The sequence below is a fragment of the Pseudomonas sp. S5F11 genome, from assembly GCF_019641515.1.
Lineage (GTDB): Bacteria > Pseudomonadota > Gammaproteobacteria > Pseudomonadales > Pseudomonadaceae > Aquipseudomonas > Aquipseudomonas rhodesiae.
In genome coordinates, this window is sequence record NZ_JAIFJZ010000001.1 from 1,627,370 (window position 1) to 1,648,996 (window position 21,627).

The 21,627-nt window shown below is 59.6% G+C and carries 25 protein-coding genes and 1 pseudogene; 8 read left to right on the top strand and 18 right to left on the bottom strand.

What is annotated here, in order from left to right; genetic code table 11:
* Positions 1-21: 21 nt before the first annotated feature.
* Both K1567_RS07080 and K1567_RS07085 read left to right on the top strand, forming a co-directional pair.
* Positions 22-1,026, top strand: coding sequence for a sulfate ABC transporter substrate-binding protein (locus K1567_RS07080; RefSeq protein ID WP_220698285.1), 1,005 nt, complete (start codon positions 22-24; stop codon positions 1,024-1,026).
* Positions 1,027-1,294: 268 nt separating this feature from the next.
* A complete protein-coding gene (locus tag K1567_RS07085; RefSeq protein ID WP_034096643.1) occupies positions 1,295-2,494 on the top strand; it encodes an MFS transporter in 1,200 nt (399 codons plus the stop codon).
* Between the two features lie 153 nt (positions 2,495-2,647).
* On the opposite strand, the gene phnN is transcribed toward K1567_RS07085, so the two are convergent.
* The 5 genes from phnN to K1567_RS07110 all read right to left on the bottom strand — a co-directional run bounded on the left by phnN (position 2,648) and on the right by K1567_RS07110 (position 7,027).
* The gene (gene phnN, locus K1567_RS07090) at positions 2,648-3,220 is read right to left on the bottom strand and encodes a phosphonate metabolism protein/1,5-bisphosphokinase (PRPP-forming) PhnN (RefSeq protein WP_169868342.1); all 573 of its coding nucleotides are present in this window, start codon (positions 3,218-3,220) and stop codon (positions 2,648-2,650) included.
* 105 nt (positions 3,221-3,325) lie between these two features.
* Entirely contained in the window at positions 3,326-4,576 is a 1,251-nt protein-coding gene (locus tag K1567_RS07095; RefSeq protein ID WP_099313110.1) for an ATP-grasp domain-containing protein, read from the bottom strand.
* Positions 4,573-5,484, bottom strand: a complete 912-nt coding sequence (locus tag K1567_RS07100; protein WP_034112689.1) for a DMT family transporter — start codon at positions 5,482-5,484, stop codon at positions 4,573-4,575. Before K1567_RS07100 ends, K1567_RS07095 begins: the two co-directional genes overlap by 4 nt.
* 20 nt (positions 5,485-5,504) lie before the next feature.
* Complete coding sequence (locus tag K1567_RS07105; RefSeq protein ID WP_099313167.1) at positions 5,505-6,077, bottom strand: phosphoribosyltransferase family protein; 573 nt, start codon at positions 6,075-6,077, stop codon at positions 5,505-5,507.
* Entirely contained in the window at positions 6,077-7,027 is a 951-nt protein-coding gene (locus tag K1567_RS07110) for a cysteine synthase family protein (RefSeq protein WP_047882251.1), read from the bottom strand. Before K1567_RS07110 ends, K1567_RS07105 begins: the two co-directional genes overlap by 1 nt.
* A 512-nt stretch (positions 7,028-7,539) precedes the next feature.
* On the opposite strand from K1567_RS07110, the gene K1567_RS07115 reads away from it, so the two are divergent.
* Positions 7,540-7,704 (top strand): DUF6124 family protein, encoded by a 165-nt coding sequence (locus tag K1567_RS07115; RefSeq protein ID WP_232925219.1) that lies wholly within the window; start codon positions 7,540-7,542, stop codon positions 7,702-7,704.
* Positions 7,705-7,957: 253 nt separating this feature from the next.
* Positions 7,958-8,104: pseudogene (locus tag K1567_RS07120) on the top strand (IS5/IS1182 family transposase); the annotation flags it as partial.
* A gap of 108 nt (positions 8,105-8,212) precedes the next feature.
* Here K1567_RS07120 and K1567_RS07125 read toward each other — a convergent pair.
* From K1567_RS07125 to ccmA, 10 genes are all read right to left on the bottom strand, one after another.
* The gene (locus K1567_RS07125; protein ID WP_040266271.1) at positions 8,213-8,608 is read right to left on the bottom strand and encodes a lipoprotein; all 396 of its coding nucleotides are present in this window, start codon (positions 8,606-8,608) and stop codon (positions 8,213-8,215) included.
* Between the two features lie 14 nt (positions 8,609-8,622).
* A complete protein-coding gene (ccmI, locus tag K1567_RS07130) occupies positions 8,623-9,816 on the bottom strand; it encodes a c-type cytochrome biogenesis protein CcmI (protein WP_169868344.1) in 1,194 nt (397 codons plus the stop codon).
* On the bottom strand, positions 9,809-10,282 hold the full coding sequence (locus K1567_RS07135) for a cytochrome c-type biogenesis protein (protein ID WP_034096635.1): 474 nt from the start codon (positions 10,280-10,282) through the stop codon (positions 9,809-9,811). The genes ccmI and K1567_RS07135 overlap by 8 nt, the downstream gene beginning before the upstream one ends.
* Complete coding sequence (locus tag K1567_RS07140; RefSeq protein ID WP_040266267.1) at positions 10,279-10,815, bottom strand: DsbE family thiol:disulfide interchange protein; 537 nt, start codon at positions 10,813-10,815, stop codon at positions 10,279-10,281. Before K1567_RS07140 ends, K1567_RS07135 begins: the two co-directional genes overlap by 4 nt.
* Positions 10,812-12,800: a heme lyase CcmF/NrfE family subunit gene (locus tag K1567_RS07145; protein ID WP_034137540.1), complete on the bottom strand. Its 1,989-nt coding sequence runs from the start codon at positions 12,798-12,800 to the stop codon at positions 10,812-10,814. Before K1567_RS07145 ends, K1567_RS07140 begins: the two co-directional genes overlap by 4 nt.
* Before the next feature lie 3 nt (positions 12,801-12,803).
* Positions 12,804-13,259 carry a cytochrome c maturation protein CcmE gene (ccmE, locus tag K1567_RS07150; RefSeq protein WP_034096632.1) on the bottom strand — a complete coding sequence of 152 codons (456 nt, stop codon included), beginning with the start codon at positions 13,257-13,259 and terminating at the stop codon, positions 12,804-12,806.
* Entirely contained in the window at positions 13,256-13,432 is a 177-nt protein-coding gene (gene ccmD / locus K1567_RS07155; RefSeq protein WP_034096631.1) for a heme exporter protein CcmD, read from the bottom strand. The genes ccmE and ccmD overlap by 4 nt, the downstream gene beginning before the upstream one ends.
* The gene (locus tag K1567_RS07160; RefSeq protein WP_034096630.1) at positions 13,429-14,184 is read right to left on the bottom strand and encodes a heme ABC transporter permease; all 756 of its coding nucleotides are present in this window, start codon (positions 14,182-14,184) and stop codon (positions 13,429-13,431) included. The genes ccmD and K1567_RS07160 overlap by 4 nt, the downstream gene beginning before the upstream one ends.
* Positions 14,185-14,269: 85 nt before the next feature.
* Complete coding sequence (gene ccmB, locus K1567_RS07165; RefSeq protein ID WP_034096629.1) at positions 14,270-14,938, bottom strand: heme exporter protein CcmB; 669 nt, start codon at positions 14,936-14,938, stop codon at positions 14,270-14,272.
* Positions 14,935-15,570, bottom strand: a complete 636-nt coding sequence (gene ccmA / locus K1567_RS07170) for a cytochrome c biogenesis heme-transporting ATPase CcmA (protein WP_034112678.1) — start codon at positions 15,568-15,570, stop codon at positions 14,935-14,937. The genes ccmB and ccmA overlap by 4 nt, the downstream gene beginning before the upstream one ends.
* Positions 15,571-15,770: 200 nt before the next feature.
* On the opposite strand from ccmA, the gene K1567_RS07175 reads away from it, so the two are divergent.
* Positions 15,771-17,348 carry a flagellar hook-length control protein FliK gene (locus tag K1567_RS07175; RefSeq protein ID WP_220698286.1) on the top strand — a complete coding sequence of 526 codons (1,578 nt, stop codon included), beginning with the start codon at positions 15,771-15,773 and terminating at the stop codon, positions 17,346-17,348.
* On the top strand, positions 17,345-17,674 hold the full coding sequence (locus K1567_RS07180; protein ID WP_034112674.1) for an EscU/YscU/HrcU family type III secretion system export apparatus switch protein: 330 nt from the start codon (positions 17,345-17,347) through the stop codon (positions 17,672-17,674). Before K1567_RS07175 ends, K1567_RS07180 begins: the two co-directional genes overlap by 4 nt.
* Positions 17,675-17,903: 229 nt before the next feature.
* Here the strand turns inward: K1567_RS07180 and glp are convergent, their stop codons facing one another.
* Entirely contained in the window at positions 17,904-19,130 is a 1,227-nt protein-coding gene (glp, locus tag K1567_RS07185) for a gephyrin-like molybdotransferase Glp (RefSeq protein WP_220698287.1), read from the bottom strand.
* The gene (moaB, locus tag K1567_RS07190) at positions 19,114-19,653 is read right to left on the bottom strand and encodes a molybdenum cofactor biosynthesis protein B (protein WP_034096624.1); all 540 of its coding nucleotides are present in this window, start codon (positions 19,651-19,653) and stop codon (positions 19,114-19,116) included. The genes glp and moaB overlap by 17 nt, the downstream gene beginning before the upstream one ends.
* 76 nt (positions 19,654-19,729) lie before the next feature.
* Here moaB and mobA point away from each other — a divergent pair, with 76 nt between their 5' ends.
* Both mobA and K1567_RS07200 read left to right on the top strand, forming a co-directional pair.
* Positions 19,730-20,332, top strand: coding sequence for a molybdenum cofactor guanylyltransferase MobA (mobA, locus tag K1567_RS07195; RefSeq protein WP_034096623.1), 603 nt, complete (start codon positions 19,730-19,732; stop codon positions 20,330-20,332).
* Positions 20,333-20,412: 80 nt separating this feature from the next.
* Positions 20,413-20,634: a YgdI/YgdR family lipoprotein gene (locus tag K1567_RS07200; RefSeq protein WP_034096622.1), complete on the top strand. Its 222-nt coding sequence runs from the start codon at positions 20,413-20,415 to the stop codon at positions 20,632-20,634.
* A 56-nt stretch (positions 20,635-20,690) separates the two neighbouring features.
* Here the strand turns inward: K1567_RS07200 and K1567_RS07205 are convergent, their stop codons facing one another.
* Positions 20,691-21,581 (bottom strand): pseudouridine synthase, encoded by an 891-nt coding sequence (locus tag K1567_RS07205; protein ID WP_034096621.1) that lies wholly within the window; start codon positions 21,579-21,581, stop codon positions 20,691-20,693.
* Positions 21,582-21,627: the final 46 nt, after the last annotated feature.

Here is a 21,627-nt window from a genome sequence, read left to right on the forward strand (position 1 = left end):
CGAACAACAAAGGAATGAGCAGTGAAAAAACTCCTTAGCGCCTCCCTCCTGGCCGCCGGAATTGCCCTGGCGAGCGCCGTGCAAGCCGCCCCCGTTACGCTGCTTAACGTGTCCTACGATGTGATGCGCGATTTCTACAAGGACTACAACGCGGCTTTCCAGAAACACTGGGACGCCGAGCACCCAGACGACAAGCTGACCTTGCAGATGTCCTTTGGCGGTTCAAGCAAACAGGCACGCTCGGTGATCGACGGCCTACCGGCTGACGTGATCACCATGAACATGGCCACCGACATCAATGCCCTGGCCGACAACGGCAAACTGGTGCCGGACAACTGGGTCACGCGCTTGCCGAACAACAGCGCGCCGTTCACCTCGGCCACGGTGTTTATCGTGCGCAAAGGCAACCCCAAAGCCCTGAAAGATTGGCCCGACCTGCTCAAGGACGGCGTGCAGGTGATCGTGCCCAACCCGAAAACCTCGGGCAACGGCCGCTACACCTACCTGTCGGCCTGGGGCTATGTACTCAAGAACGGCGGGAACGAAGAGAAAGCCAAGAGCTTTGTGGGCAAGCTGTTCAAACAAGCTCCCGTGCTGGACACCGGCGGCCGCGCCGCCACCACCACGTTCATGACCAACCAGATCGGCGATGTGCTGGTGACCTTTGAAAACGAAGCGGAAATGATCGCCCGCGAATTCGGCCGCGATCAGTTCGAAGTGATCTACCCAAGCGTATCCGCCGAAGCCGAGCCGCCGGTGTCGGTGGTGGACAAAGTGATCGAGAAAAAAGGCACCCGCGCCGCCGCCGAGGACTATCTGACGTACCTGTGGTCGCCGCAAGGCCAGGAAATCGCCGCGAACAACTACCTGCGCCCACGTGATCCGGCGGTGCTGGCCAAGTACACCGACCGCTTCCCCAAAGTCGATTTCCTGTCGGTGGAAAAAACCTTCGGTGACTGGCGCACGGTACAGAAAACCCACTTCAATGACGGCGGCATTTTTGACCAGATCTACTCCGGTCAATAACTGAACAAACGCACTAAAACTGTGGGAGGGGGGTTGCTGTGGTGAGCGGGCTTGCCCCCATCACCATAGCAAACCCACTCCCGCAGAGTTATTTCAGCCTTTGAGACTTGTGTAGCCCCCTACCACATTGGTTTTGCGCGGGGGCTGGGTAGATGTTTCTGAATGTATCATCAGCCGACATAAGTACTATCATTCCAAGCGGCCTACTCGTCGCTAAGCCTTGCCTTTACCCTCGCAGGCCATCTTCCTTCGCTTTTATGAGAACACCATGAACGCTACCCCACACCCAACGAGCACCATGACCCGAGGCATGGTGATGCTGTTTGCGTTTTGCTGCGGCGCCATCGTCGCCAATATCTACTATGCGCAGCCGATCATCGAACTGATCGCGCCGGATATTGGCCTCACCCCCGCCATGGCCAGCCTGATTGTGTCCCTTACGCAAATCGGCTATGCCTTGGGCCTGTTCTTTTTGGTGCCCCTGGGAGACTTGCTGGAAAACCGCAAACTGATGATCGCCACCACTGTGGTGGCCATTGCCAGCCTGCTGGGCGCGGCGGTTACCGAGCAACCGAACCTGTTCTTGCTGGTGTCGCTGTTGATCGGCTTCAGCTCGGTGTCGGTGCAGATCCTGATTCCCCTGGCCGCGCACCTGGCGCCCGCGGAATCCCGTGGTCGGGTGGTCGGCAGCATCATGGGCGGGCTGCTGTTGGGCATTTTGCTGGCGCGGCCGGTGTCCAGTGTGGTCGCCGATCACTTTGGCTGGCGCGCGATGTTTATGGCCGCAGCGGCGTTGATGGTGTTTATCAGCGTGGTGCTGATGCTGACCATCCCCAAACGCCAACCCGACCACAGCGCCAGCTATGGCCAACTGCTGCGCTCGCTGGGCACCTTGTTGCGTGAACAACCGCTGTTGCGCCAACGCGCCTTTTACCAGGGTTGCCTGTTCGCCACCTTCAGTTTGTTCTGGACCGCGGCCCCGCTGGAGTTGGTGCGCAACCATGGCTTGAGCCAGACCCAGATCGCGATTTTCGCGCTGGTCGGTGCCATCGGCGCCATCGCCGCGCCCATCGCCGGGCGCCTGGCCGATGCCGGTCACACCCATCGCGCATCGCTGCTGGCAATGCTGTTCGCAGCGCTGAGCTTCCTGCCGGCCTTGGTGCATCCGCTGTACAGCGTGATCGCCCTGGCGGTCACCGGTGTGGTTTTGGACTTCTGCGTGCAGATGAACATGGTCCTCGGCCAGCGGGCCATTTACGCGCTGGACGCCAACAGCCGCAGCCGCCTGAACGCGCTGTATATGACCAGCATCTTTATCGGCGGCGCCTTCGGCTCGGCGATTGCCAGCAGCGTGTACGAACACGGTGGCTGGTTGGCGGTGATGCTGGTGGGCAGCGCGTTTCCACTGGTGGCGCTGCTTCGGTTTCTCAGTGCGTCACGTCAGGCCCCGGCACGGGCTGCGGCCTGACGCGCAGCGGCTGACCCAGATTCAGATGCGCTGGCCAAGGGCGCCCGATGACTGAAGAAAGCTTTGCATCCATTGCATCAACAGCCCTTGAACTACACCCTTTGCCCATTAGCCGGGATACATCCGCTCAAACTACCGATGCCCTGCCGGCGTTCATGCACAGGCTGAATGCCCTTGCTCCAGGCAACACAGCAAACGCTCCACGGTATGTTGCAGCGGGCCGGAGTTATCCAGCAGCAAAAGCCCCGCGCCGTCACCGGCCAGCATCTGCGCCGTGAACCGGGCATTACGCGCCAGGCGCTTTTCAATATCCGCCAGTGTTTCCCGTCCCCGTGCCACCAGACGCTCGCGTAACACCTCCTGATCCACGGTCAGCAATAACACCAGCAACGTTGGATAGCGCTCGCGGGTCAGCGCCAGGTGCGCGCGCGAACCATTGACCAGCACGTCCTCCCCCGCCGCCAGCCAGTCGTCGATCACCTTTGGAATGCCATAACACAACCCATTGGCCTGCCAGCTCAGCGCAAACGCCCCTTGCGCCTCCATTACGGCGAACTGTTCGGGGCTCACACCCTGCGCCGCCTCGCCCACCGCTTCCGCCGAGCGGGTAATCACGCGACGCACAATGCGGCAACCGCGCTCGGCCAGACGCGCACGCGCGGCCTCCAACAGGCTGTCCTTGCCCGAACCCGATGGGCCGATGAGATAGATCAACCTGCCTGCCATTGAAACAGCCTCTGCATATATCTCCAGCCGTATTGGGCGGCTGGCAGCACCTGGGAAATTGTCGCGGGACAGTATAGAGGGTGCACAGAGACTCAAAGCAAAGTATCAGTGTGAGGTGAGGTAGATACCTTGGGCCTCAAGCAATCGGATCCGCTGATAATCCGCAGCGATCACTGCTGGATCAGCATGTACCAGGTACACCGTACCTGGCTGGCTGAATACATCTTGCGTCGCGCTCAGGGGTTGTCCCTCCTCAACGTAGAACACCGCCTCAAAGAATGACGCCAGCTTGAGCAGTTCCTCCACAAACCGCGCCTTGTGGAAGTAGCCTTCAGTGCGATTGATCAGGCACACATTGTAAGTACGCTGCAGGCGCTGATAATCGAAGTCCCTGGCCAGCAACTGCGCGAATGCCTCGGGTTCGGTGATGGACAACACCACCGCCTCGATCTGCCCCAGCCCGGTGGTCTGACGGGATACGCCAGGACGAAGAATGCCATCGGTACGCGCGGCGATTTCCACCAGTTTCGGCCCTTCGTCGGTGAACATGACTTCCGCGTGGCTAGGGCCGTTGCGGATGCCAAGGCACTGCACCACGGCGCGGGTGTATTCCACCAACGGCAAGTAGAGTGGCGAGTCTGGCCCGATCAGTTCATCGATGTCATAAAGAATGCCGCCTCTCGGAGCGCGCTGTTTTTGATAGCGCACCACCTCGGTGACCAGTTGCTGGCCATCGACGGAAACCATGTTCACCACATACTCCAGGCCGGCCAGATACTCCTGAATCAACACCTGCGTATTGCGGCCGTTCAACCGGTTCACCGTGCCCAGCAGCGTTTGCACCGCCGCCTCGCAGGCCGGCAAATCCTCGCAGATAAACACCCCATCTGCCCCCGCGCTGTCGAGCGGCTTGACCACCACAGGAAAACGCCCGTGGGCGTTGATCCAAGCATGTGCAAGGGCCCAACTGCCGGCCACGCACTGTCGTGCTACGGGCAGTTGCGCCTGGGCGACCGTTTCGATCATGGCGAACTTGTTTCGACGGGCATGGGTGTTGTCGAAGTCATTGCGATACGGTAACTGAAGGCGCTCGTTCAACTGATCGGCGAGCAGCACACCGGTTTCGGCACCGGCGATGATGAACTGGGGCGCGAAATGCTCAACGCTGGCGAGCGTTACCTCAATATGGGTATTTGTGATCGTTTGGTCATACAGTGTTGGATCAAAACCTCTGTAATAATAACTGTCCAGACTGCCCGAGGAGGCCACGTGCATCAACACACACCCTTCCTCTTTCAATCGCTTCACGACAAATTTCCCGGATGAGAACCCATCAACGACGGCGATTCTGATCATAGTCTCTCTCTCCTCAATTCATATAAGGTCCGCCCCAAAAGCAAAAAAACGATGATACTTACGGCCAAGACACTGGCAACGGAAAACTCTATACGAGCATCAAAGTACTGAAGCAAAAGAACAAATACCGGGAGAGTCAATAGCACAAGCGACACATGGATGGGGGTGAGATAATAGATAGTTTTCTGGATCAGGTATATCGGTAGTAAATGACCCACCCCCACTAGAATTATCATGGGAATTAAAAGTTCTCTATCCAATGTAATACTCCCCCCTATTATTGAAACAACGAGAACGCAAAAACCAACCATCGCGATATTCCTAACGGCAAGAATTTCAAAAATAGACCAGTGCCGAGCAAACATTTGCTTTGAAAAAACTGTGTATATGACCGTTCCGAGCGCGCACAGCACCACACTGGCTATGCCCAACAACCGTTGCGCCGATGTTGTCGTAGCGATTCCACTATTCCCGGAAAAGGAATTGAAAAGCATGATTCCGACCGAAATTAGCACCAGGCAGGACACAAGTGCATCTGCGAAAGCAACCCTAGCGCTGCGCCTGTCAAAGAAAGAGATAAGTAAAGTTAGCGCTGGGCCGCAGGCTACAGCTGCCACTCCCACCACTGCTGGCTCAAGATACCGCAGGGCATAAAACAAACCACCCCAATTGAACAGCACAGCAAGATTAATAACAACGACCATTCCCCACTGCTCGCGCACTTTCGTAAAAAATGATCTCGAGTTACTCCAAAGCGCGCATACAACAAAAAAAGCTGTCGATACAATAAAACAATAAAAAACGACTAAAATCGTACTAACAGCTTGTGTCACAAAAGCAACATACACATCGAACGCCGCACTAATCAGACAAAATAAAAGCCCAAATAAAAAACCTTTACCCAGCATAATTTACACCACCAAGCAATTTAAAAATCCTCCCTAATTATACTCACACCCTTCTCATGAACGGATATCTTCATAAGCGTCTTTACAGAGACGCCCGTACTTCTATGAACATTATCAAAGCCATGATTCCCAACTTTTTCAACAGCACATAGAGCATCAACCAGCTCCGCCCCGCAGGCCCTTACAGCCTCTACTAATGCAATTACAGCCCCACCAGTACTTAATGTATCGTCAATAATAGCTACCCTATCGCCCGCTTTGATTCCATTGAGATACATCTTTCCTTGAAAGTACTCAGAGCTAATATCAACCACTTGCTCATTAGCATCTCCAAGATTATACGAATACCACCTTGCCATAGCCAACGGAATGCCTGTCAACAAGGAGATAGCAGTAGCCAATGCAGCACCTTTATCTTCCTCCGTTACAATTTTTGTGACACTTAAATCCATTAGCTTTATAATTCCATGAGCCACTTCCATTAGAACCGCAGGCCGTAGCGCAGGTATTTGATCAGTAAACTCATTCACTGTCGTTAAAGATTTTCCAGAGCTCACAACTTTTGCATTTCTATAAACCTCTTCGAGCAACATCATTGCACCTCGCTGTATTCCGGATAGTTCCCATCCCATCGACTTTTGTATTTCCAAGAGCTATCAAAAAACAAAGTAACAATATTCTTATTACTAAATGCAGCAGCGATTTCTTCACAAATAAGTATATTCGCTCCGCAAGTCGGACCGACTGCAAGTCGTTCTTCTGCTATAAACCTCTTCATTCGAGCCCAAGAGGCAGGACCATCAACCACTCTTATTTCATCAATAAGCGCGGACACAGTATTCGCCGATAGAACTCCAGCTCCAAGCCCCATGAGATTATGAGAGCAGTGTTTAAAAACCAGATCATTTCTTTTTGCATACAAAGGCGCTGAACTGTCAACCTCAATCCCAACAGTTTTTATATTCTTGTATTCGCGCTTTAATATTTCAGCAATACCGGAGAATGTGCCTCCAGTCCCTATAGAACATACGAAAAAATCAGGCACCACATCAAGCCCCTTCAGCGCTGCCACTATTTCCTTTCCACAGATATTCCAAGCCTCCCTATTTAAGATATTCTCGGACTGATCGAGAAAGTAGATACCACTTGAGAGATTTGTAGCGCGATAACTTTTAGCTCTTGCGACCGCTCCGGACAAAAACTCTTCTTTTGGAGTTTCAATTATTTGCGCCCCAAACGAGCGAATTTGCGTTTTTCTTTCTTCAGTCATCCCCTCAGGCATAAATATTTTTACACCGTAACCTTTAGCTCTACCTATCCAAGCAAGTGCCGCACCGCCATTCCCCGTGGAGCAGTCTACAAGGATCATACCCGGTTCAATTTCACCGCTTCGCTCCAACTCGCTAACAATATTCAAGTACGTTCTATCTTTATGGCTTCCTGAAGGATTTAGAAACTCACATTTGGAAAAAACTCTATTCCCGTTCAGAGAAATAGTCGCCAACTCGACAAACGGAGTATTACCGATATCTAGCAGATTCATCTGAAACCCCAAGACATTTGAATATCTTGAAGCTAACTGATTACTCACAGAAAAAATAGCTAGCCAAACAGATAGGTACTCAAGTGATTTCCACTACCCCATGTATAGGAATGGTCTGTCAGACCAAATATCGATAAACCACTTTAAAAACCAAGTCAAACTCTCACGACTTTTCTTACAAACTTGTTGGCTTACAGTTGCTATGAGGCATCGTTAGCCCTTAGCAATCGCAGCTCATCAGCGATCAGGCTTGGTTGCCTGGATTAGAATGGCGCATAGTGCCGCGAACGCGGCATTATCATTTTCGTGTAATGGCGAGCTGTGCTTGGGAGGGCTCACGCCCGGCGGGACTTCCATTCCCTGGTCGACCAACCTGAATACTGCTCGCCACTCTTCTGCATGGTCGCTGACGCGGTAAGCTCCAACTGAATGGAGATGTACTGCATGAAAAAGGTCACCCCCAATCCCCCCCGCCATCCGCTTCGAACGTGATTCCACAATCCACGCCGAATATGATCTTCACCCTCCACCTCGGCCTCAGCACCGAAGCGGCATTGAACAACCCCAGCGAGATGCTGGAATCCGCGACCGCCTGTGCCTACGATTGTGCCGAGAGCCTAGATGGCGCAAGTCGCAAGCGGGTGCTGGCGTTAGTGCAGATGGCTGAGAGCGCGTAGCTGTCGGTGAATGAAACACTGGAGCGGGAATATCCTGTGACTTGATGGCTGAGAAAACCTCTAGTGGTTGGGCAAGTTGAATCTTCGCAGCGCCCCTCCCGCACATGCTCTCCATGTTTCGAGGAATGGGTTTCAGGATGAAAAAGGCAACCCGAACATACGGTGTGAACAATTAACAATCTGCGCGGCGCTCAAAGAAATGCTCCGTATCGAAAGGTACGGAGCATTTTTCGTTATGGCCGACATCCAAGGAGAGCGAATGCTGGCGCATCCAGCAATGATGACCGCTCGGAGATCCATCGTTGCGCATCCGCTCGGCAACCTTGAGCAGCGGTTGTTTGGCAATGCTCGCCTCCTGCTGCGACAGCTTGAGGGTACAAGAGCCGAAATGGCGTTGGCCTTTTTCCGCTTGCTGTCTGCACAAAAGCAAACGCCCCGAGCAAGTCGGGGCGTTTGCTTGGAACCACCATCAGTGCGTTTTCACACAGTCTGCGAAGGTCGCCTTTTGTCACTGCGCGTATTGCTTACTCAATCCCGGCGGCACGCCGTGCACGTCCGTCTCCTCCCATGGCCCGTTGGGGCTGATGGAGCGGCTCCAGCCGTTGCTCCAGCGGTAGTAGGTGCGCTGGCGGTAGAAGGTATCGGGTTGTTCGTCCAGCACATACACCTGCATCTTGCCGTCCCAGTGGCTGGCGGCGCCCGGTGGTGGGGCGAAGGTCGGGGACTTGGTTGGCAGCGGCTTTGGCGGCGGGGTTACCGGGCCGGACGGTTTGGTGCTGGGCTGGGTCGATGGGCCCGACGGCGGGATGGTCGGGCCGGTCGGCGCAGGCGGTGGCCGGTGGACCGCACAAGCGCTCAGGCCCAATACCAGGCTGAGCAAGGTGATACGTGCGAATGCGGTCATGGCGTTTCCTCGAATTACTTGTCCGGACTGTCGATGGTCAGCTGCTGCAACGCAGTGGTGGAGCTGGCCAGGGGTTGGCTGCGGCCGATCCACTCGCCGGCGGTCGGTTGACCAGCCCGGGATATGCGCGCAACCAGTTGGACTTCGGGGAAGTTGGACAGTTTCAACTGCGGCATCATCGCGTCGGCATCACCCAGTTCGACGGTGATCGGCAACTCGGCCACGGTGACGCGCTTGGCCGCCAACGGCGCCGGCGGGCCACTCACGGCACGGGCGAAGATAAACACGCTGTCGCCTGGCAGGGCCTTGGCCTTTACGTCAGCGGACACATCCACGCGCACTTTCAAGGTTGCCGCCTTAGGCGCCTGGGCGACGGTGCCGCCACTTTCCTTGAGTTTTTGCGTGGCGCGGTCGATGCCGCCTTGCAGCGCGACGCGGGAATTGTCTTCCGGCGGCAGTTGCGCGAGTAGACGCCCCCAGTAGTCGATAGCGTCCTGATAGCGCTCGCCTTCAAACGCGGCGATGCCGAGCAAGCCGAGGCTGGTGACTTCTTTCGGGTCGAGCTTCAACGCCTCGTCCGTCAATGCCTGGATCTTCGGCGACCATTGTTTGTTGTCGGCAAAATACTGGGCCTGGGCCCACTGGCCGAGCAGTTCCGGCTGGCGACCGACCAGGGCCACGGCGCGCTCGAAGACCTTGGCCGCATCGGCGGAGCGATCCTGGGCCATGTAGGCGCGACCGAGGAAGTACAGGCCTTCGGCGGAATCCGGCTGGGCGGCGGCGGCGCGTTCCAAACGCTGGGTCATGTCTTGCAGGGACACTGGCGGCTGGGAGAATTCGCGGGTCAGTTCCACCTTGTCGCTGGCACCAAAGTGCAGGTACAAGCCCAGGCCCAGCACCGGCACCAGAAACGCGGCCAGCAACGGCAGCGGTTTACCCAGACGCGATTCGCGGGGGGCTTCCACACCTTCGGTGTCGGCCAGCAATTCGCGGGCGGCTTCGGCGCGGCCGGTGTCAAGTTGCGCGGCGTCGAGCACGCCTTCGGCCTGCTGGGTTTGCAGTTCGGCCACGCGCTCTTGGTAGAGCGCCACATTCAGTGCGGTGCGATCCTCCTCGCGCTGGGCACGGCGGCCACGTAACACAGGGATCAACAGAAAACTCAGGGCAACCAAAAGCAGCAAGCCTGCTGCGAGCCAGAAATCAATCATCAGAGGTTTTGTCCAGCAAGTGGTCGAGACGTTGGCGCTCTTGAGGGGATAGCGCGTCGGAGCCATCGGTGGGCGCGGCGCGGCGACGGCGGACGATCACAGCCATTACCACCACACCGGTCAGCAACAGCGCGGCGGGGCCAAACCAGAGCAACGCGGTCTTGCCGGTCAGCGCCGGTTTGTAACGCACAAAGTCACCGTAGCGGTCGACCATGAAGTCGATGATCTGCTGGTTGTCCTTGCCCTCCCCCAACATGCGGAAGATCTCTTTGCGCAGGTCAGCGGCGATGGGCGCGTTGGAGTCGGCAATGTCCTGGTTCTGGCATTTAGGGCAGCGCAGTTCTTTGGTCAGGTCGCGAAAGCGCTCGCGCTCGGCGTCATTGGCGAACTCATAGGTGTCGATGGCGGCGTGGGCCACGCCGGCCAAGCCCAGTGCCAGTACGGCAGCGGCTAACAAGCGCTTCATGGCTTGGCCTCATCAACCAGCGCCTGGTACTTGGCGGCCAATTGCTCGCGCCATACCACTTCGTCGATCACCCCGACGTACTTGTCGCGGATCACGCCCTTGGCATCGATGAAGAAGGTTTCCGGGGCGCCGTAGACGCCCAGGTTCAGGCCGAGATTGCCGTCTTCGTCGCGGATGTCCAATTGGTATGGGTTATGGAACTCGGCCAGCCATTTAAGCGCCGCCGCGTTGTCGTCCTTATAGTTGATGCCGTAGATCACCACGCCGCGCTCGGCCAGTTTGTTCAGCACCGGATGTTCCACGCGGCATGAGATGCACCAGGTGCCCCACACGTTGACCAGCGCCGGCTTACCCAGCAGGTCGGCACGGGTCAGGGTTTTATCGCCCTGCACGGTAGACAGGGAAAATTCCGGGAACGGCTTGCCGATCATCGCCGAGGGCAGTTCGGCCGGGTCCAGGTACAAGCCGCGATACAGGAAGACCGCCACCACCAGAAACGCCGCCAGCGGCAACACCATTAACCAACGCTTCATACCGCCGCTCCTTGCAGGCCGAGCGCTTCACGCACGCGGCTTTTGACCTTGACTCGATAGCGCCGGTCCAGTGCTGCCAGCAAACCACCGAAACCGGTGAGCAGGCCGCCGAACCAGATCCAGCGCACGAACGGCTTGACGTGCACGCGCACCGCCCACGCCCCCTCGCCCAGCGGCTCACCCAGGGCCACGTAGAGGTCGCGGGTGAAACCGGCGTCGATACCAGCCTCGGTCATCATCGAACTCTGCACGGTGTAGAGGCGTTTTTCCGGGTGCAGCACGGCGATTTCCTTGCCGTTTCGGACGACGCGCACGGTGCCTTTGTCTGACGTGAAGTTCGGCCCTTCGAAGTGCTTGGCGCCTTCGAAAATAAAGTGGTAACCGGCCAGGTCCATGGACTCGCCCGGTGCCAGGCGCAAGTCGCGCTCGGCGCTGTTCTGGCTGGAAAGCACTACGCCGAGGGCGCACACGGCAATGCCCAGGTGCGCGATCTGCATGCCCCAGTAGCTGCGGGTCAACGTCGGCAACCCTTTGATCAGGCCTTTGTGGCGGGTTTTGTCGACGATGTCGCGCACGCCGGCCAGCAGCACCCAGGCTGCCAGCAGGAACGTGGCCAGCACCGCCCAGTTGAAGTCGCCGTAGGCGATGCCCGCGATCACGGCGAGGGCCACGCTGCCCAGCAACACCGGCATCAACATGCCGAGCAACCATTTCACCGGGGTGTCTTTCCAGCGCACCAGTACGCCGACCGCCATCACCACCATCAACAAGCCCATCAACGGAATAAACAAGGCGTTGAAATACGGTGGGCCCACGGACAGCTTGGCGCCGCTCAACGCATCCAGCACCAGCGGGTACAACGTGCCGAGCAGGATCATCGACGCGGCCACCACCAGCACCAGGTTATTGCCCAGCAGCAGGGTTTCCCGCGACCACAGGTTGAAGCCCACCTGGCTCTTGACCACCGGCGCGCGCAGGGCGAACAGGGTCAGCGAACCACCGACCACGAACAGCAGGAATATCAGGATGAAGATGCCGCGCGCCGGGTCGGACGCAAACGCGTGCACCGAAGTCAGTACGCCCGAACGCACAAGGAAGGTGCCCAGCAGGCTGAGGGAAAAGGCCGCGATGGCCAGCAGCACGGTCCAGCTCTTGAACACGCCGCGTTTTTCGGTGACCGCCAGGGAGTGAATCAGCGCGGTGCCCACCAGCCATGGCATGAACGAGGCGTTTTCCACCGGGTCCCAGAACCACCAGCCGCCCCAGCCAAGTTCGTAGTAGGCCCACCACGAACCAAGGGTGATGCCAATGCCGAGGAAAGCCCAGGCGACGATGGTCCACGGCCGCGACCAGCGTGCCCACGCCGCATCCAGCCGCCCGCCGAGCAAGGCGGCGATGGCAAAGGCGAAGGCCACGGAGAACCCCACGTAGCCCATGTAGAGCATCGGTGGGTGCACGATCAAGCCGATGTCCTGCAACAACGGGTTGAGGTCATGACCGTCCGCCGGAACCTGCGGCAGGATACGGCTGAACGGGTTGGAGGTGATGATCAGGAACAGCAGGAAGCCGATGCTGATCATGCCCATCACGGCCAGCACGCGGGCCAGCATGATTTGCGGTAACTGGCGGGAAAACACCGACACCGCGAAGGTCCAGCCGCCGAGGATCAGCGCCCACAGCAGCAATGAACCTTCGTGGGCGCCCCACACGGCGCTGAACTTGTAGTACCAAGGCAGTGCGCTGTTGGAGTTATTGGCGACATAGGCGACGGAAAAATCGTCGGTCATAAAGGCGTACGTCAGGCAACCGAAGGCGAACAGCAGGAACGCAAACTGCCCCCAGGCAGCCGGCTGCGCCAGGCTCATCCACAGACGATCACCGCGCCAAGCACCGAGCAACGGCACCACGGCCTGAACGATCGCCAGGCACAGCGCGAGGATCATCGCCAACTGGCCCAGCTCGGGAATAAACAGTGCGGACGTCATGGCTTAGCCCTCCTTCGCGGGTGCAGGGGCGGACTGGCCGCTGTCTTTCAAGGCTTTGGTGACTTCCGGCGGCATGTATTTTTCGTCGTGCTTGGCCAGCACTTCATCGGCCACCACCACGCCGTCGGCGTTGAGTTTGCCCAGGGCGACGATGCCCTGGCCTTCGCGGAACAGGTCCGGGAGGATACCGCGGTAGGTGATGGTCACGGCCTTGTTGAAGTCGGTGACCACGAAGGTGACGTCCAGGGAATCGCCGGAACGCTTCAGCGAGCCTTTCTCCACCATTCCGCCGGCACGGATGCGTGTGTCCAGCGGCGCTTCGCCATTGGCGATCTGGGTCGGCGTGTAAAACAGGTTGATGTTCTGCTGCAAGGCGCTCAAGGCCAGGCCCACGGCAATGCCGACGCCCACCAGGATGGCAAGGATGATCAACAGACGCTTTCTACGCAGCGGATTCACTTATCGGTCTCCCGGCGCAGACGACGCGCCTCTTGTTGCAGGTAACGCTTGCGCGCCAGGATCGGCGCGACGACGTTGAGGGCCAGCACCGCCAGGCAGATGCCATAGGCCGTCCAGACATACAGGCCGTGATGGCCCATGGCGAGAAAATCGCCGAAAGAACTGAAACTCATCCCCGCGCCCCCAGGCAGCTTTGCACTTCGGCCTTGACCCAACTGGCGCGGGCCTCGCGCTTGAGCACTTCAAGGCGCATGCGCATCAGCAGCACCGCGCCGAAGAAACAATAGAACCCCAGCACCATCAACAGCAGCGGCGCCCACATTTCCACGGGCATCGCCGGTTTTTCCGTGAGGGTGAAGGTGGCGCCCTGGTGCAGGGTGTTCCACCACTCCACCGAGTACTTGATGATCGGAATATTGATCACACCGACAATGGCCAGTACCGCGCAGGCCTTGGCGGCGCTGTCACGATTGCTGATCGCATTGCCCAGCGCAATCAGACCGAAGTACAGAAACAGCAGGATCAACATAGACGTCAGTCGTGCATCCCACACCCACCACGAGCCCCAGGTGGGTTTGCCCCAGATGGCGCCGGTGACCAGCGCCACGGCGGTCATCCACGCGCCGATGGGCGCGGCGCATTGTAGGGCCACGTCGGCCAGTTTCATCTTCCACACCAGCCCGACAATGCCGCACACCGCCAGCATCACGTAGCAGGACTGGGCCAGCAGCGCGGTGGGCACGTGGATATAGATGATCCGGAAGCTATCGCCTTGCTGGTAGTCCGGCGGCGCGAAGGCCAGGCCCCAGACCAGGCCGATGCCGATCAGCGCTGCGGCGAAGAGGCTCAACCACGGCAGCAATTTACCGCTGATGCCATAAAACCATTTGGGCGAGCCGAGCTTGTGAAACCAGGTCCAGTTCATTGCTGTTTCCGTCACGGTTACCGCTTGTCGTGGCAAGCAGCTTAGGGTCTTTACTGGCGAAGGCATAACGCCCGGCCAGACCTCATTATTCGCCGACGCTGATCTTCAGGCCGGCGGCTATCGCAAAAGGTGTCAGGGTTACCGCCAGGGCGGTCAGGCTGCCAAGCCACAGCAGGTAACCGGTTGCCGGCATGCCCATGAGCGCGGCTTGCAAGGCACCGCTGCCGAGGATCAATACCGGGATGTACAACGGCAGGATCAATAGCGCCAGCAACAGCCCGCCGCGCTTCAAACCTACTGTCAGCGCCGCGCCCACCGCCCCCAGCAGGCTGAGGACCGGCGTACCGAGCAACAGGCTCAGCAGCAGGATCGGCAGGCATTCGACGGGCAAACCCAGCATCATCGCCAGCAGCGGCGAGAGCAAGACTAGCGCCAAGCCGGAAAAAGCCCAGTGTGCCAGTACCTTGGCCAACACCAGAAGTGGCAGGGGGTGCGACGAAAGGACCCACTGTTCCAGAGAACCGTCCTCGAAATCACTGCGAAACAGCCCGTCCAGCGAGAGCAGGACGGACAAAAGCGCCGCTACCCACACCAGTCCCGGCGACAAGGTTTGCAACAGTTTAGTCTCGGGACCGACCGCCAGCGGGAACAACGCAATCACGATGGCAAAGAACACCAGCGGGTTGGCCAATTCAGCTGGGCGGCGGCACAGCAAGCGCGCTTCGCGGGCGACCAGCAAGGCGAACACACTCATAGCGACCACCGCCCCAGGTCCAACTCACGGTAACCGGCGGGCACCCGCGTCAAACTGTGGTGCGTGGTGAGCAGCACCAGACCGCCCTGCTCGCAATGCCGGGCCAGGTGTTCTTCCAATTGGGCCACGCCTTGCTTATCCAGGGCAGTGAAGGGTTCATCGAGAACCCACAGCGGCGCGCCCGGCAAATACAGGCGCGCCAGAGCGACACGGCGCTGCTGGCCGGCGGACAAGGTGTGGCAAGGCACGTCTTCAAAGCCTTTAAGACCGACAGCGGCCAGCGCCTGCCAGATCGCCTCGCGGGACGCCGGGTGATGCAGGGCGGTGAGCCAGCTGAGGTTTTCTTCGGGAGTGAGCACATCTTTGATACCGGCGGCATGGCCGATCCAGATCAGATTGCGCGCCAATTCGCCGCGCTGCTCGTTAAGAGGCTTGCCGTTGAGGCGCACTTCACCGGCCGTGGGTTGCATCAACCCGGCCAACAGGCGCAGCAGGCTGGTCTTGCCACTGCCGTTGGGGCCACTGACCTGCACCATGTCGCCGGCCGCCAGCCGCAGTTCGAGGTGCTCGAACAGCAGGCGCAGGTCGCGTTCACAGGCAAGCGCTACGGCTTCAAGAAGAGGGCTGGTCAAAAGATCGCGGGCCTTTACGGTTCAAGTCGGCGGTGCAGCGGCCGTTAAAGAGAGATGCACAATAACGGCTTTGGCGACCGATTTTAGAGAGCTGGATCAAATAGTTGTGAGGTTTTTACCGCTCTCTTTGCAGACGGGCGGCATTATACATGTGATGCCCTACTCTAAAGAGGGCAATTTCCCCAGAGACGGCGCACGCAATGACCGGTGAGATCAACCTTCCTACGTTACCTGCCAGCCCGGCGAGCGGCGCTCCATCGCTGCCGGCGGCCGGCGCACTGCTTAAACTGCTGGAGCCGCAGACGGGGCTGATCGACCCGGGGAAAACCGCCAATGCGGAAGTCATCGCCCTCAAACAAGGCGGCGAGGCTTTCCAGTTGCTGCTCAAGCTGACCCTCGATGGCGGCCGCCAGACCCTGGTGCAAGCCAGCAGCCCACAGCCGTTGCCCCTGGGCAGCAATGTGGCGGTCAGTCAGACGGCTGCAGGCAACCTGACCTTGAGCCTGCAGCAAGCGTTGAGCGCCAACGTCGCCGCCCTGACGCGCATCGATACCAGCAAAATCCCCAAAGGCACGCTGCTGCAGGCCAAGGTGCTGACCACCCAGGTGTTGCCCCTGAGCACCACACAGCCGGCGATCTACCGCTCGCTGGTCACAGTGCTCAACAGTGCCATGGCCGGCGCGACGCTGACCGTGGAGAGCCCGCAGCCGTTGCGCGTCGGCAGCCTGCTCAGCGCGGTGGTGCAGAACGCGCAAACCTTGAATTTCGTGCCGTTGAGCGGGCTCAAGGATCAGTTGGCCGTCACGCAACAGCTGGCGACCCAACAAAGCCGCCAAGGTTCGCTGGATGCAGTGTTCAACGCGTTGCAGAACTTACCGCGTGAGGGCAGTACCTCGGCGGACCTACGCGCCGCCGCCGACCGTCTGCTGGCCGCCCTGCCGGACCTGGCCCAGGTGAGCAACCCGAAAGTGCTGGCCCAGGTGATTCAGAACAGCGGCGCGTTTTTGGAGGCCAAACTGCTGGCCGGCCAGAACCCGCAGGTACCGCCCCTGGATATGAAAGGTGCGCTGCTGCGGTTGGTCGCCGATCTGGTCCCCGCCCTGCCCGCCAATACCAACCTCAATGCCATCCTGGCCGCCAACACCCTGGCCCAGATACTGCCGAACTTTGTGCGCAGCCCGCTGAATACCTTGGGGCAAGTCAGCGCACGCCAGGCACCGGTGAGCTTCCCGCTGCCCGAACGCCTGATGGGCAAGCTGGAGGGCGAAGGCGATCTGGAAAACCTGCTGCGCCTGGCCGCCGGAGCGATCTCGCGCTTGCAGAGCCATCAGTTGTCGAGCCTGGAACAAACCGGCACTACGGCCGATGGCCGCCTGCAAACCACTTGGCAGTTGGAAATCCCCATGCGCACCCTGCAGGACATCGTGCCGTTGCAGGTCAAGTTCCAGCGTGAAGAACCGGCGCCGGACAAGGATCAGCCCGAACGCAAAGCCAATAAGGACGCCAAGCAGATGCTCTGGCGCGTTGAGCTGGCCTTCGATATGGAACCCCTGGGCCCGTTGCAGGTGCAGGCGCAGTTGAGCCAGGGCAAGTTGTCGAGCCAACTGTGGGCGACCCGACCGTTTACCGCGAGCCTGATCGAAAGCCATTTGGGCAGTCTGCGCGAGCGCCTGGTGACCTCGGGCCTCAACGTCGGCGACCTCGACTGCCACCTTGGCACGCCGCCACGGGGCCCCAAGACAGGCCTGGAACAACGCTGGGTGGACGAAACCGCATGAAGACCACCGAATCATCTCGCCAGGCGATTGCCCTCAAGTACGACGGCCAGCAGGCGCCAACGCTCACCGCCAAAGGCGATGATGCCCTGGCCGAAGCCATCCTCAAGCTGGCGCGGGAAAACGAAGTACCGATCTATGAAAACGCCGAGTTGGTAAAACTGCTGGCCCGCATGGAATTGGGCGACAGCATTCCCGAGGAGTTGTATCGCACCATTGCCGAGATCATTGCGTTTGCTTGGACATTGAAAGGCAAGTTCCCGGTGGGATTTGACCCGCATGCGGGACCGGTGGAGCGGGATGTGACCGAGCGCGGAGACGATTACTGAATAGCGAGCCGTCATCGGGGGCGAGCCCCCTCCCACATTTTGAGCCGGCTTTTCAGTTGATACCGGGGGAAGCAGTATGGTTTGCGCGGTGCTGCGCCGTATGATCCAGCCCAGGCAATGATTATCAAGGGTGGGAGGGGGCTTGCCCCCGATGGCAGTGATTCAGCCAGCCATTAGGTGACTGTTACTCCGCTATCAGTGTCCTCGCTCCCACACTCGGACTTTTTATTCAGTTGAGGACTTCGCTCAGCGGGATGAAGTTGACTCGATCCCCCACATTAAGCGTTGTGCCTTCCAACACCTCCACAAATCCCTCTGCCCACGCCGCGCTGCGCAGCACACCGGAACTCTGGTTGCGATAGATGACCGCGCGGCCCTGCTCGATACGCCCGCGCAGGTACTCGCGGCGGTTGCCCGGCTTGGGCCATTCGAAACCCACCGGAACCTCGAAGCGCAACGGTGTCACGTCGAGTACGCCTAGACGCCGCAGGATGTACGGGCGCGCCAAGAGCGCAAACGTCACCAGGGTAGACGCCGGGTTACCAGGCAGACCGATCACCGGCACACCGCGAAAATGGCCGACCGTCAGCGGCTTGCCTGGCTTGATCGCCAGTTTCCATAACGCCAGCTCGCCCTCTTCACGCAGGGCGACGCCGAGGAAGTCCGCCTCCCCCACCGACACGCCGCCGGTGGACAGGATCAGGTCAACGCTGCCCAACCCGGCCAGACGCCCACGGGTCTGTTCCAGGTCGTCAGGCAGAATCCCGGCATCGATCACTTCACAGCCCATCCGCGCCAGCCAACTGCACAGCACGCGGCGATTGCTGTTGTAGATCTGCCCCGGGCCGAGGGGCAAGCCCGGTTCGATCAGTTCGTCGCCGGTGGACAGCACCGCCACCCGCGGGCGACGCACCACGGCCAGGCCATCGCAGCCCAAGGACGCGGCCAAGCCGAGCTCAATGGGCCCCAGGCGCGTGCCCGCGTCGAGCACGGTTTCGCCGACGGTGGTTTCCTGGCCCTGGGGGCGGATGTTCTGGCCCGTGCGCAGGGGTTCGCTGAAGCTCACCCGTTCATCGGCGTGGACCACGGCGTTTTCTTGCATCTCCACGCAATCGGCGCCGGCGGGGACCGGCGCACCGGTGAAAATCCGCGCGCAGGTTCCTGCCGCCAGGGGCTGCGGCGCCTGACCGGCGAAGATACGTTGGCTAACCACCAGCGGCTCGCCGGTCCAGTCAGAGAGGCGCACGGCGTAGCCATCCATGGCACTGTTGGGCCAGGGCGGCAGGTCGAGGGTGGAGATCAGCGCATGCGCGAGTACGCGACCGTCGCAGCCGGCCAGGGGCAACGTCTCCTGCTCGCGAATCGGCGTGGCGTCGGCCAGGTCCAGCAGCTGTTGCAGCGCCTGCTCTACCGGCATGAGGGCGCCGGCCTTGCCGGGCTTACCCACGGGATTCACAAGGTTCAGCCAGTTTGAGGTGCGGGACGAAGTTGCACGGGCGATGGCGGTTGTCCAACTGCTCGGCGAGGATGCCGTCCCAACCGGTGCGCACCGCATTGGTGGAGCCCGGCAGGCAGCACACCAGGGTGCCGTTGGCCAGACCAGCCAGCGCGCGGGATTGCACGGTGGAGGTGCCGATATCAGCCACGGATATCTGGCGGAACAGCTCACCAAAGCCGTCGACCTGCTTGTCCAGCAGACAGCTCACCGCTTCGGGGGTGCTGTCGCGGCCGGTAAAGCCAGTGCCGCCGGTGATCAACACCACTTGCACCACGTCTTCGGCGATCCAGTGGGCAACCTGGGCGCGGATCTTGTAGAGATCGTCCTTGAGCAGCACGCGCTCGGCCAGGCGATGGCCGGCGGCGGTCAGACGGTCGACGAAGACTTGGCCCGAGGTGTCGGTATCCAGGGTGCGGGTGTCACTGACGGTCAATACAGCGATATTCAGGGGTACAAAAGGCGCATCAACCTTGGCTTTCATGGCACGGTCCGGTTGTCGAAGGAACAGCCCGGTGTTATATCACAGGCCCTCCTTTGCTTGCCGCTGCGGAACCACCATGTCCTTTGATTCGTGCCCTCTGCCCTGTTCGATTCTATTGCTGTCCGGTGGCCGCGGCCAACGCATGGGCGGCCAGGACAAAGGCTTGCTAACCTGGCGCGGCCAGCCGCTGATTGCGCACTTGCAGGGCTTGGTGCGCGGGCTGACCGACGACTTGATCATCTCCTGCAACCGCAACCAAGACCGTTACGCGGCATACGCCGATCACCTAGTAAACGACGACAGCGCGGACTTCCCCGGGCCGCTCGCCGGTATCCGCGCCGGCCTCGCCGCCGCGCGCCATGAGCACTTGCTGGTGTTGCCCTGCGATGTGCCGCATATCGACGCGCGCCTGCTCGCCGACCTGCGTGACACGGCCCGACGCACCCCGCAGTCGCCGGTGATGGTGCGCCATGGGGAATTCTGGGAACCCTTGATCTGCATCATCCCAACGCACCTCAGGAACGCGGTAGAACAAGCCTGGCACGCTGGCGAGCGCAGCCCGCGCAAGATCCTCCTGCAACTGGGTGGCGTGGGCCTGGAATGCCCGGCGAATGATCCACGCCTGGCCAACTTGAACACACCCGAACTGTTGCACCAGAAGTCTGACGTGTCAGAATGAACTTTCGTACAAGGAACTTTGGCGACGCCTTACGCGTCACAAGGTCAGCAATTTCAAAGAATTCTCTTGGAGACACACCCATGACTCAACGGACCATCGCCGCTTTCATGCTCGCCCTGGGCCTCGCTACCCTCGCCGGTTGCGCCTCGCCTACCGTGATCACCCTGAATGACGGGCGTGAAATCCAGGCCGTCGACACCCCGAAATACGATGAAGATTCGGGCTTCTACGAATTCGAACAGCTGGACGGCAAGCACACCCGTATCAATAAAGACCAGGTTCGCACCGTTAAAGACCTGTAAGTCTTAAACGTTTGCCCACAAGGCCCGCCTCGCGCGGGCCTTGTCGTTTCCGGCGCTCACCAATCGAGGGTGATGCGGCTGCGAAAGTCGCGCGTCTGGCCGGTAACCGGGTCGACAAAACGCACACCCTGGGCCAGCAGTTTAAGTGGGTTGGCGTAGTCGTCCACGGCGTCCTTGAGCACGTCGGGGTAGAACGGGTCATTGCAGATACTCGCCCCCAGCGCGGTCATGTGCACGCGCAACTGGTGCTTCTTGCCGGTGACCGGGAACAGGCCGTAACGCCATAGCTCGCCATGTTTTTCGCGAACTTCCACCGCGGTTTCGGTGTTGCTGACACCGGGACCTTCCTGCATGCGAAAGAAGGGTTCACCGTCCACCAGACGACTTTTGTGTACCAAGGGAAAGGTGAGATCCGGCAGCGCGGGGGCAATGGCTTCGTAAAATTTATCGATCTTGCGCGTAGGAAACAGCTGCTGATACGCCGCGCGGCTGTGGGGGTTGGCCGAGAACAGCACCAGCCCCGCGGTGTGCCGGTCGATACGATGCAGGGGCACCAGCGACGGGTTGTCCAGGCGACGAATCAGGCGGCGCAACAGCGTCTGTTCGACGTATTCGCCGGCCGGCGTCACGGGTAGGAAGTGCGGTTTATCGGCCACCACCAAGTGTTCGTCGGCATACAGAATAGTTTCCTGCACCGGGATGACCTTTTCGTTGGGCACCTCGCGAAAATAGTAGATGCACAGGCCTTCCCTGTAGGCCAGATCTTGCTGGATGGGGTCGCCGTTGATGTCCAGCACGCGACCGCGAGCGATGCGGTCCAACCAGTGTTCGCGGCTGATCGCGGGGAAGTGCGTGCACAGACAGTCCAGCACCGTAGCCCAAGGGCCCGGTGGCAGATACAAGGTGCTGGCCTGGTGCTGGGACGCGGAAAAACCGGAAGTGGACATGAAGACGCTCGAAGCCTGGGAAAATCGGCGGGCATTATCCCGCATG